The organism is Oceanobacillus sojae (genome assembly GCF_007991515.1).
GTDB classification, from domain to species: Bacteria; Bacillota; Bacilli; order Bacillales; family Amphibacillaceae; genus Oceanobacillus; species Oceanobacillus sojae.
Genome location: NZ_BJYM01000006.1, coordinates 73202 through 86089, shown reverse-complemented (window position 1 = coordinate 86089; position 12888 = coordinate 73202). Strand labels below are relative to the sequence as shown.

General features: G+C 35.7%; 8 protein-coding genes and 1 pseudogene. All 9 read right to left on the bottom strand.

What is annotated here, in order from left to right; genetic code table 11:
- Positions 1–9: 9 nt before the first annotated feature.
- The 9 genes and pseudogenes from OSO01_RS08560 to OSO01_RS08520 all read right to left on the bottom strand — a co-directional run bounded on the left by OSO01_RS08560 (position 10) and on the right by OSO01_RS08520 (position 12661).
- The gene (locus OSO01_RS08560; protein ID WP_147210023.1) at positions 10–480 is read right to left on the bottom strand and encodes a PTS sugar transporter subunit IIB; all 471 of its coding nucleotides are present in this window, start codon (positions 478–480) and stop codon (positions 10–12) included.
- Between the two features lie 17 nt (positions 481–497).
- On the bottom strand, positions 498–917 hold the full coding sequence (locus OSO01_RS08555; protein WP_147210022.1) for a PTS sugar transporter subunit IIA: 420 nt from the start codon (positions 915–917) through the stop codon (positions 498–500).
- Between the two features lie 73 nt (positions 918–990).
- A complete protein-coding gene (locus OSO01_RS08550) occupies positions 991–3765 on the bottom strand; it encodes a sigma-54-dependent transcriptional regulator (protein ID WP_186813596.1) in 2775 nt (924 codons plus the stop codon).
- A 788-nt stretch (positions 3766–4553) separates the two neighbouring features.
- A pseudogene (locus tag OSO01_RS23285) lies at positions 4554–4733 on the bottom strand (hypothetical protein); the annotation flags it as partial.
- Between the two features lie 524 nt (positions 4734–5257).
- Complete coding sequence (tkt, locus tag OSO01_RS08540) at positions 5258–7258, bottom strand: transketolase (protein WP_147210020.1); 2001 nt, start codon at positions 7256–7258, stop codon at positions 5258–5260.
- Between the two features lie 18 nt (positions 7259–7276).
- The gene (gene ulaA / locus OSO01_RS08535) at positions 7277–8551 is read right to left on the bottom strand and encodes a PTS ascorbate transporter subunit IIC (protein WP_147210019.1); all 1275 of its coding nucleotides are present in this window, start codon (positions 8549–8551) and stop codon (positions 7277–7279) included.
- Positions 8552–8572: 21 nt separating this feature from the next.
- Complete coding sequence (locus tag OSO01_RS08530) at positions 8573–8854, bottom strand: PTS sugar transporter subunit IIB (RefSeq protein ID WP_077601624.1); 282 nt, start codon at positions 8852–8854, stop codon at positions 8573–8575.
- Entirely contained in the window at positions 8854–10908 is a 2055-nt protein-coding gene (locus OSO01_RS08525; RefSeq protein WP_147210018.1) for a BglG family transcription antiterminator, read from the bottom strand. Before OSO01_RS08525 ends, OSO01_RS08530 begins: the two co-directional genes overlap by 1 nt.
- 340 nt (positions 10909–11248) lie before the next feature.
- Entirely contained in the window at positions 11249–12661 is a 1413-nt protein-coding gene (locus OSO01_RS08520; RefSeq protein ID WP_147210017.1) for a M24 family metallopeptidase, read from the bottom strand.
- Positions 12662–12888 lie beyond the last annotated feature (227 nt).

The following is a 12888-nucleotide window of genomic DNA, read 5'->3' as shown; positions in this document are numbered from 1 at the left end:
ATCCTTTCTTTAAAAAGCGTCTAGCGCCTTAATTTTTTTATCCGATGGCACTTGTCTAATTTCCACCTCTACTCCGCTGTCTACTAATTCTTTAACCAGCTCTTCTTCTTCTTTAGTAATATTAATTGCCTTTGAAATATTTCTTGTACCTTCTCGAATTTTCATACCGCCTAAATTTATTTCTTGAATTTCTGGATAGGCTTTTGACAGCTTATATGCATCTTCTACAGATTCAACGACAATAAATAACTTATATTTATCCGTTACACCGCTTTGCAAAGCTTTAATAGAGTCGTTAATATTTTTTATGACTAATTTCACGCCTTGTGGCTTTGCTAATTTAATCGTCGTTTTTCTGATATCATTTTCTGGTACATCGTCATTTGCAACCAGAATGCAATCTATACCCAGGCTCTGCGTCCAAGAAAATGCCACTTGTCCATGTAGTAGACGGTGATCTACTCGCAATAATTTAATCATTCTTATTTCCTCCCTTTTTAGAAATCCTCTTCTTCACTTTCCTTATGGATTGTTTCATTGCAAAATTGAATCATTTCCTTTGAGTTATTTAAAGAATCCTTGATTAATCCCGGAATGGATTTTGCTGTTGTAAATTGAGTTACAATTTCAATTAACCAAGGTAAATTCATTCCTGATGCAAGATAGAAATTTGGTGTATATATATATTTCAAAAATTCATTATTCACACTCCCCCCAAATATATCTGTGATAACGATTAATTCTTTACCCCGGTTTTCTCTCATTAATTTCTCAACTTCTGAAGCTAAGTCATAATTTGCTTTTACATAAGCATCCAGAGTGATAATATTACTGTTTTTACCGCAAATTAATTCTAAAGAGCTTAAAATTCCTGACGCAAACTTTCCGTGACTAGCCAAAACTAATTTTCTTTCCATCCTTTTTTCACCTCACTTACACTTATATAAAGCAAAAAGCGTGCCAACTTTAGTGGCACGCTTTGTTTACCTATTAAAAATCTTCGTTAACGATTGAAAAATCAAGTTTTTGAAAGAGAATATCATAAATATATTTTAATTCTGAATTTGGTATTTTGACACTGTAATCTTCTTCTATGACACTGAATGCTTCTTTTATTCTGACAAGCTGTTCTTCCCGACACTCTTCATCGATGTCATTTCCACTATAGATTTCAATTGGAACATTACGAATTAACCGTTCAATCAAACAACTGACATGCACATATAGAGCAAGCTTTCTCTCATTTGAAATTTTTTGTCCAGTTAACTCCTCTAGTATTCGCATAAATAATTCGATTTCTGCCATTACCTTATCCGTGTCTAATATTGTTACAGAATCTATTACTTTTTCAAGTGAAAAGTTGCGGATTAATCGGTCGTTAAATTGTTCTGCCTGCTCATCATCTAGACTTTTCATTAGCCACTCTCTTAGATGCAGTGTACCTTCTCCAGAAATTAATTCTTCAAGAGATAAATAAGGAATATCCCGAATCATCGGGTTTGCAGTTCCTACAATTCCAACAACTTCATAAAGTGAAAAAACAGTCTCTTTTTCTTTTTGATCATGCAGTGTTTGATAATCGTAAGGAAGCACCTTTAGCGGACTATTTACTGGTAAACTTTTTTCAAGAAGGTTACTAATTTTTGTTGCTGTACCGATTCCGGTAAAGCATGTAGTCAATAAAGCTTTATTTTTATTTTTTTGTGGATAAATTATCTTCCAGTCTGGTTGATTATCTTCAAATGAATGAACCGCAACTTCAGACAGGTTCATATTTTTCTGGATATTTTCCCCTATAGCTATTGCCAGAGGGGTGGTTATATTATTCATAATCATAACGGGAACGGATAATTGTTGTGGAAAATATTCATATATTGCTTTTAATGACCCCATATCCACCAAAATAACAAGGCCATTGCTCACATCATTTTTTTCAGTATAATCAACTATTTCCTCAGCGATTTTTTGTGGCGTAGTATCAATCGGCATATCAAACGATTCAAAAATATTTTTACCTAATAAGCGATTGGCCACGTTAGCGATACTGCTTGCAGTTGCATAGCCATGGGCAACAATAATTGCTTTTGCAAAATTGGATTCCCGGGATAAACCTAATTGCCTGAAGTAAAGAGTCAGTAAAATTAAATCCATATCAAATACTTCAATATCCAACCTGGGTTTAATGATAGATAGCATTCTTTCTGTATACTGAAATAGCATAGGATATGCTTGAATGACTGCTTGCTTAAATTCTTTGATTAAAGTTTGTACTTCCACATCATCAGGCTGCCAGCGGACGGAACTTCTTTGGAATAAATAGTAACTAACGGCATAGACACTATTACCATTAAATATAATCTGATAAGAGGTCTCCATCTGTTTTAACGTATCACGTACATATTGAGTCATGAATAATAATAATTCGTGTTTCTTTTCTCGATCTGTTTCAAATATTAAAAAATCAAATAAATTTTCTACCTCATTTTTTATATCTTCACCAATAACTGTAATATTGGATCCCGACTTCTTAAAGCTGGCCAGTAAACGTTCATATGTACGAATAATTCGCAGCTCTTCAGGATTTTTTTTCGTTGATAAACTTTCTATACTTGTGGTTTCATCAATTTTTATATTTTCTTCCATAGCTGCATTCGTTTTCAAAGCAGCTTTTGCTAATAAATCAGGAGGTAAGTGATAAATAGTAATATAGATATTATTGGCATCTTTTTGCTCAGAAAATGCTTTTGCTACCGTTACTTTCACTACATTTTTCAACTTACCGATATTCCCTTGATGGGGAGTAGTTTTTAATAAGTGCAAAACTTGACTGCTCACTAATAAGACTTTTTTAATTTTTGATCTTTCTTTTATTAAAAAATCATATATCATCTCTAAACGTTCATTTTGTGTTCGCTGCTCCAAAGGGGGTAATTCTATTTGAACAGGAATACGACGAATAAACGTGGACAAAAAGACACTATTCAAATCTTCGGTAGTTGCAAAGAATAATCTTGTATTGACTTTACGCGGATTATTCGTTTCACCCATTCGATAAATTATCCCTTGATCAAGATAGGTAAATAGTTTTTCCTGCCCCTCTGCGTTTAATCGGTGAACTTCATCTAAAAACAAAATTCCGCCATTTGCTTCTTCAAAAATACCTCTATGATCTTCATCTGCGCCCGTAAAAGCTCCCTTGACATGTCCAAATAAATGGCTAGTTAAAAGTTCAGGGTTATTAGCATACTGAGCACAATTTAAAGTAATCATTCGCGCATCTTCCTTAATTAAATCATTTGCTAAACAGAAGTGATAGACGATTTTCACCATATAGCTTTTACCTGTCCCGCTTTCTCCTGTCAATAACACTGGCAAGCCATTTTCCGGATAGTAAAGTGCTGTCTTTAATTGTTCTATACTCCTTGCCAAACTTGCATCACTTCCAATTAAAAATGAAAATATATCCTTCTTTTTTTGAAATAAAGGCTGCTCTTCTTTTAATTCATCTAAACTATGATATATACTTTTGGATAGCGTATAGAATTGTGTTTCAAAAGCATTCTTATGAAAAAAGTAAACCGGACGTGTATTTATTTTAATGACACTTCCCTGTTCATTTAATTGATTTAGATAGTGACTCACCGTATTTCTCTTTAAATTAAATTGCTCCCCTATTATCTTGGAAGTAAATATTTCACTAATATTGTCTAAATCTAAGAAAGCTGTCTGGTTTTCTAAGTAATTTATTAATTCTTCTTTAATCATACGTTCCACCTCCTCTTCATAATTAAACAAACGCTTACAAAAGTCAATATGCAGAGAGTATATGTATCATAAGTACTTTCCTCACGGGTTTTCAGCACCCGCTACTACAACATCCAACGGTACTGATATTTAGAAACCTGGCACTCCATCCTATTGCCAAAGATTAATTTTCTCGTGCTGATTACTATAAAGGTAGCTGCAATAAGTACAGCTAAAACAGGTAAAAATCTATCAAAGCTCCTTTTACAATATAATAGATACTATTAGCAATATCATTTTTAAGCGAGTGTTATCTATCTGCCAACTTAAACCAATACTCACCTAAAGACAATTAATCCAGTAATAGTCTAATAATTTATCTCAAACAATCAAATAAAAATTGTTCCACTCTTTACATCTCGACCACCCTATACTGCCTTCCTCTAAACGATACTTCAAACGCTTCCCCAACTTCATCCAATGAATAAATCTCCGAAATAAATCTATTTGGCTAAAGATTGTACAGACGGACCGCTCCAGTTATTTCAACTCCTGTACGGTGAATCCAATCTGGGTTTCGGGTCATCGTGGTAAAAGAAACTGTTCATGAAAAGTCTCCACTACGTCTTCTTCGTGTGAATTTGAGGCAATTGTCACACCGAGCTCTTATGCTTCTTTTCTCTGAGCTGCATCCGGGGCATTGATAATCACTCTGCACCTTTGAAGTTTAGCAACTATCAGATGAAGCAGTCCCATTATGCCTGTTTCTATAATCAAAACATCGTTTCCAAGCTGGATTTTACTGCGTGTTACACTGCAAAAGTACCATGGTGGAACGGTATATCCTCTGCAAAGGCAAATACCTCTCTTGTATCTGCAATGATATATTTTCCAAGTCCTCCCTGGTCGTAATAGCCTCTTTCTCCCATCGAAAAAGAGCCGAATTCACTACACAAATTCTCTTTCCTTTTTCTGCAGTAATAACAATTTCCGCAGTTGTTGCATGTGCGTACTTCACTACTTCTTTATCGTGGCTATTGCTAACGATTACTGACAACTTTCCAAATTCTTTAAATACAGAGGAAGATGTTATTGGGATTGTTCGGGAGCAACCAGATGCTCATCATCCATGAAAAACTACCTCCTGTTACTTGTTAAATTCAAGTAAAGAGATAAATTCAGTTATAATAGAATGTAATATATTATTTTTCGCTTACTTTATTTATTCTTATTTTGAGAAAATAATTTATTTGTTTTGAATGGGTTTGACAATATTATTCTAAATCAGCATTCCTTTCAAACATAGGTTCTGCCGTTTCATTATGTTGTTTTATCAATTCTAGAATAATTGCATTATAGGTTAAGAAAGAAATTTGCTCAAATGAACTCCCTTCAGCTTGTGGTACCCTGATGTTTATATTAAGTATACAAAAATAATAGATGAAGTTCCTAAGGGGGACTTCATCTATTATTTTTAATTTATTATATATTCCATACAAACTTAATTAATCTCTTACCTACTATTTTTCTCTTCCAGCCTTTTAAATCTATCAGCAATATTTTCAGGATAGTAACCAAGCTTCCCAGCTAATTCTTGTCCATCTCCAGACTCCCCAAAATGATTAATGGTCAACATATCTCCATCAGCTCCGACAAATTCTCTCCAGCCGATAGATGAACCCATCTCCACCGCTAAAATATTCTTAATCTCCTTACGAAGAATTTCATTTTTGTAAGCATCATCCTGCTTTAAAAACAGCTCCCAGCTTGGCATACTAATTACATCAACATATACTTCTTCTTTCTCTAAAATTGCTTGAGCTTTTATTGCCAGTTCTACTTCGGAACCAGTTGCGATTATTTTGCCAGTCGCTTTTCCATTACCTTTAGATATAATATAAGCTCCTTTTTTCACACCCTCTTTATCTGCGGTTTCTAATACAGGTACGTCATGTCTGCCAAGAACAATTGCAGTCGGAGTCTCCTTAGAATGAATCGCAATTTCCCAGGCAGCCGCAGTTTCATTAGCATCTGCCGGTCTAATAATATTTAGATTCGGCATCGCTCTTAATGAAGCCAGGTGCTCTACCGGCTGATGGGTAGGCCCATCCTGCCCCAGCATGATACTGTCATGCGTAAAAATATATATCAATGGCTTATTCATTATCGAAGATATTCGTATAGCTGAACGCATATAGTCAGAGAAAACCAGGAATGTACCGGTGTAAGGTTTAAGCCCTCCATGTAATGCCAATCCGTTAGCAATCGAAGCCATACCAAATTCACGAACACCATAATTTATATTTCTTCCGCTATAATCATTTCTGCTTATAAAATTACTTCCATTAATGGTTGTCTTATTGGAGGAAGCTAAATCAGCAGAGCCGCCTATTAATGGTATTTTATCAGCAATCGCGTTCAATACTTCTCCAGATGCGGAACGGGTTGCTACTTTTTCTTTTTCAAAATTTATATTTATTTCTTCTACTTCAAAGTTATTTTCCATTGACGCCAGAAATTCTTTAGACAGCTCTGGATATTCTCTTTGATACGCCTCTAATAAATTCCCCCATTCAGTTTCACTTGCTCTCCCATTTTCACAGATAGCAGAGAAATCTTTTTTTACTTCATCTGGAATATAAAAATCTTCCGTAAAATCCCATCCGTATGCTTTTCTAATCAAATCGGATTCTTCCGGGCCAACAGGATTACTGTGAATAGCTGCTGTTCCACTTTTATTGGGAGAGCCGAACCCGATAATTGTTTTTACTTCAATTAATGTTGGTTTATTTTTCTCCTCTTTCCCCGACTGTATAGCTTTTTCGATTTCGTTTATGTCATTTCCATCCTCCACGCGAATGACCTGCCATCCCATTGATCCATACTTTTTTTGGACATCCTCTGAATTGGTATCACTGAGATCACCATCAGAGCACACATCATTAGAATCATATAACACAATTAATTTCCCCAACCCTAAGTGCCCTGCCAGAGATACGGATTCCTGGGCTACACCTTCCATTAAGTCTCCATCACCACATATCGTATACGTGTAATGATCCACAATATCAAAATCCGGTTTATTATATTTCTCTGCCAAATGCGCCTCAGCAAGTGCCAGACCGATTGTCATAGCAAGCCCTTGTCCCAATGGCCCGGTGGTAGCTTCTACCCCAGGGGTTATATCAACCTCGGGATGACCTGGAGTGATACTTCCAAGTTTTCTAAAGGTTTTTAAATCATCAATTGAGACCTCATATCCGCTTAAATGCAGCAATGTATATAATAAAACAGAGCCATGGCCGGACGTTAGTACAAATCTGTCGCGATTATACCAATGCGGATTCTCTGGATTATGATTCATCACATTTTTAAAGAGTGTATATCCCATCGGTGCCGCTCCTAAAGGCATTCCTAAATGACCGTGATTGGCATTTTCTACACTGTCAATCGCCAATGTTCTAATTGTAGCAACGGATAAATCTGATATTTTTTCTATTGTCTGTGTTCTCATTTATATCATCCTTTCAGTTTATAGCAAACCTAATATGAATTTTCCAATGTAATAGACTAATAATCCGACAATGGTAAAGTCCGTCTCTGGAAAAGCAGTTCCCACCAGACCGATATTTGCCATGATTGGATAGATAATTGCTGGTCCAATTGCAATCAGAATACCTACAACAAAGCTTCCCGCCATGGCGCCCTTCCAGCCTCCGGTAGCATTACCGAATACTCCTGCTGTCGCTCCTATGAAAAAGTATGGAACAGCAACAGGGATAATGACGGACATTTCGAGAATACCGAATAAAAACATGCATAATAGTCCACCTGCATAGGCAGATAAAAAGCCTATAACAGTTGCAGTTGGGGCGAATGGAAATACAACAGGACAATCCAGCGCCGGTTTTGCATTTGGTATCAATTTTTCAGAAATACCTACAAATGCATTCACTATCTCCCCTAACAGCATCCTTACACCAGTAATAATGACATACAGCGCAGCAGCAAACGTCAGCCCCTGGATTAACGGATATACCAGCCAATTGGTTCCTTCTGAAATAGTCTCAACAAATTGTGGACCTGCGGCAAATGTAGCTACGTAAAAGAATATAATGATAGTGATACTGACACCGACGACATAGTCTTTAAACATAGAAAGCCATTTTGGCAGTTTTAAATTTTCTGTTGTATCCTCCGGTTTACCAACCTTAGATCCTACCCATCCGGAAATAGCGTAACCTACACTCACATAATGACCCAAAGCAATTTCATCATCACCTGTAATTTTTCTCATATACGGCTGAGCAATAGCCGGGAATAAGCAGGCTGCCAGTCCCAAAATAACTCCTCCAACCGCAACAATTGTAAAATTACTTGCATCCAGCGCTTTTAAGATAACCGTAAGCAATGCTGCAAAATAAAGGTTATGCTGTCCTGTCAGAAATATATATTTAAATGGGGTAATCCTGGCAAATAATAAATTGAACAGGAATCCAAACAGCATGACAAGCGAGACGACCGTTCCAAACCTGTCCTGTGCTAAAGCTGTAACTGCTTCAGCTAATGGCAGAACACCATCCAGGCCAAACCCTTCACCAAAAAGAGCCTGGAAACTGTCCAGAGACAAGACTGCTGCACCTGAACCAATTGAAAATATCAGGAATCCTACAATCGTTTTCAAAGTCCCTGTTAACGTTTCATCAAACGGCTTCTTTTGCAGAACAAGCCCAATAAAAGCCATTAATCCTACAAGAATTGCTGCAGTACCTAATAAATCAATGGCAAACGCCCTTAAAAGTTCCACTACGATTCACCCTCTCTTGAGTTACTCTTTTACTTCTTCCAAATACTTCTCAATTTTGCTTTTTATTTCTTCCTTATTCATTAAATTTTTAATTCCGATAACATATTTAACTTTGTCTTCTACGTCTGGTACTAAATCCTCCAGAGTTATCAATAAGTCTCCCGAAAACTGACTAACTGCGCTCATCGTGTCATGGGTAACGTTAAATGGAAAATTATTTTCCTTTACTACCTGACTTACCTTTATTTTCAACATCGTACTGCTTCCCATCCCTGTTCGGCATGCTACTAATATTTCTCTCATTACATTTCCAGCTCCTTTTCACATTTCTTTATAAAATCAACAACTTCTTTGGAATCAACAGAACGATCCAACTTGCTGTAAAACTCTTTCTTATCCAACAACTGAACCAGATTCGACATAGCTCTTAAATGCGTAGAGTTATCGACGGCACATAAACAAAATACATATTTTACGGGGTCATTTTCTTTGTTTCCAAATTTGATCGGCTTGGATAAAGTAATCATACTGATAGCCAGATCCTTTACCCCTTCTTCTGGCCTTGCATGTGGTAAAGCTACATTTTTTGTAATAACAATATATGATCCATTTCCTTCCGCTGAATCAATCATTGCTTGCACATAATTAGCAGATGCTTTATTATTGGCAATCAAAAGCTCGCCGCCTTTTCTAATCGCATCTCTCCAGTCAGTAGCTTCAATATTCAACTGAATGAGTGGTTCAGTCATAATATCGCTCAACATCGGAAGTCTCCTTTTCTTATCAAAGATTAAATAATTAGCAGTGATATTACTTAATGCTTTATTCAGGTTTAATGGATCCTTAATCTCGCTGTAATTACTAATAATTTTGGTCAGTTCTTTTACAATGGAACTATTATCAATACAAACACTTTTATTACTCCACCTGTAGAAATTTTTTACCAGATTTTCCTTTTCAATATCCGTCATCACGGGACTGGCAATAAAAACAGGCTTGGAGCTTTTTATTAACCTTGTAGAAAAAATAACATCTACATTATCGCTGATAGTCTCCAGTTCATTAAGTGAGAATGGTTGAAGAAACTTAATTTCTGGAAAAAGATTAATCAGCTCATTATAGAGAATCAGCGATAACCCTGTTCCGTTTGGGCATACAACCGCTGCTGTATACGCATATATTTTTTTCGTTTTCTTATCTTTCATCAGTGTTGCGAAATGTATCGTTAAATAGGCTATTTCATCGTCAGATACCATTTTTCCATTGGGCAGATAAGAAGATTCAAACAAATCTTTTAATATTTTGAATAAAAAGCTATACTGCTCTTGAATTTTTCTCTTTAATGGATTGATTATCGGATATTGAAATAAGATACGATAATACGCCGGCCTTAAATGATAATAAATCTGTTTGAAGGCGCTTTCTTTATCTCCAATATCTATCCCATAGGTTGTTTCCAACTTAGTAATAATCTCAAATAAAAAATCCTTCAGCAAATAGTAATCGTTCGTTTTTTGACTTATTTGAACAGAAGAAAAAGATAGCATTAAGGATGTAAGAAATGCTGCATAATCCTCTTGGTTCTCATGAATAAAGTTCAGATTGGATAAAATCTCCCGGGCAATTTTATATTCATCATAACGATGAAATTCAAATTGGTTATCCATTTCAATCCACTTTTGCGTATTATTTTTCCTAATAAAAACAAAAGCGATGATATAACATATTTCCAAAAAATTATTATCAGACAGAATGATTTGATGCTCTTGAAAATACCTGCTGCAAACACAAGTAAACTCTTCAAATATCTCCTCATCTAAAACAAAATCCAGAAGTTCTCTATTCGTCCCTTTAAAAATAATTTCTACAATGAACATGATAAGAACATTTCGTATATCTTGTTCATTTCCGTTAATGTAATAACCATTTTTTCTGGAATAGGAAATCTCCAAAAAGTATTCTTTCAGGTTAGCGGATAATTTTTTTAGATCATCATTTACTGTACCTCTGCTTACATCCACGACGTCTATTAAATGCAGCAGAGAAATCTCTTCATTTTGCATAAATAAATAGAAAAAAATGATACGTTTTCTTTCTTCTTCATTTAAAGTGCCCTTTATATCCTTTTTTTCTAAAATGCTCAATATTTCATTCGCATCTCCAGGAAAACTCAAGCCTTTTTGCTGATCCTTCTTGATTTCTTGTAAATTATTCGTTTTCAGCCAATAATTGATTTTCTCTAAATCATAAGCGATTTTCCTCCTTGTCAATGAGGTTCTTAATTCCAATTCTTTAATTGTAATCTTGGGGTTGCCTAAAATGGTTTCCATAATGTCAATTGACCTTCGCTCGAGCATTAAGCATCCCTCCTAATTTCATGTTATTATCAACCGCTTTCATTTACAATTACATTTCCGTTCAATGTTTGTACGCGTGATGAACAAAAACTATATTTATTACATGACATAATTCATAATGAAGAACGTTATTAAGGGAAATGAAATAGCCTGAGACCGTTAGAATGAATCTATCGGTTTCAGGCTATTACGTAAGTTTTTTATTGTTTACATTACTTCTTTCCCCAAAAATTTTTATCATATTTATTACTTACTTTATAATTACAGCTAACCTTTAAATGGCTTTCTATTCTGCTCTACTGTACTTAAATATTTCGCACAAACTATTGATTGTTCAATATCATCTGCTATGGTCATAATGAAACGCAAGCCTTTTATTCAAAAGATACGGGCGCAGGTAAGCAACCGTACTGCATAACGGTAAAACATTTTCGCTTAGATTGATTCCAAGTATCTCTTTTATATACTTTTGCCTTTTAATGATTCTTTCCCAAAGTGCTGGATATTCGTCTCTAATCTCCTGCTTTAACGACTCATCAGCTAGAGCTACGGTGCTTTCAACCGAGACCCCGTCATATCCCGCAACACGAGGGATAATATCTGTCTGAAAAATCATTCCGCTTTTAATTAATTCATCTGAATTCTTATATATAGGTGATGATAGCCATTCTTCATCTGCTGTCAAATGCCCTGGGCATAATCCCCAATGATATTCTTCCTGCGGCAATACCTGATTAACCAAATTATACAATTCTCTACCTGGCATCCCAACTTGAATATTCTCCAGCCAGGCTGTAATTGCGGTATAATATGGCGCTGCCAAGTCTTCCACATAATCTTTTTTGCTATCTGGCAATTCAGAGCTATCCATTACAGCATATCCAGATCTGCTCGATAATCCGCCTTTGTATCCTACTGTTAAAGAGATTGCATCTCCTAACTTTACCTTTTCTGGAGTTGGATATAGATTACCGTTTTCGAATCTTTTACCTGTTGATGCGATCGTTACGACATTATTTCTTTGACCGTAAGCATGGAGTTCATTTCCTAATTGCATCTCAGAAATACCAAGCTCCAGTTTGTCCATTGTTCGTAAAACACAATCTGAGGCCAGCGATGCTCCAAATTCATAATGCGCAATTTCATTAGCACTATTCACCCTTCGCACGCCACGTTCCCCGGCAATGAATATATCTATTTTATTCGTGATAGAGCCTTCCTTTTCAATAATTTCTCGAACTGCTTCTACAATAAAAGATGGAACATCAAATAAAGTTCGATTATCCTCGACGCTGCTGGTAAAATGCTTCCAGCCTGCCATTCCAATTTTCATTGCCTTCTTCATTCCAGCTTCCTGAAGAATGCTTGAAATTGTTTTGTGAGGTTCCATTGGCTGGTTAGGCAAGGAAAAGTGCGGACAGTGAATTCCCTGTGCCGGAATTCTTGAATATTGTACTTTATTATAGTTTTCATTTCCCAAAACCAGAAAAGCATCTCCGTTAGAATGAAGGACCAATAAAGCCTCTTCAAACCTGGGAATAAAACCAACTAAATATTCAAAATTCCCGCCATGTTCCACATCTGCATAAATCAGTAATGCATCCAAATCATTCCGCTGCATCTCTTGTAAAACCTTTTCTCTTCGCAGCTGCATCGTTTTATCATCTATCATTATCGGTGTTTCTGTGCAATCAGGAGCGGGGGCATCCATTTCTATCAATTGCGCATTTTTATAATTATATTGCTGTGTCATATTCCTTCCCTCCAATTTATATGTGTTTCCAATTATTCTACTCGATAATTGAAGAAATAGACACTTATTCTATTAATCTTTTAAAAACGGAGATTATCTTATTCCTTAACAGCATATTCAGTTTTTCCTAAATATTATATAGGACGCATCACATATACCTGAAACAAGTAGAGTTATCAAAACAATGAACTTCAACAATACCCTCCCTCCATAGTTTCAGTCATTAC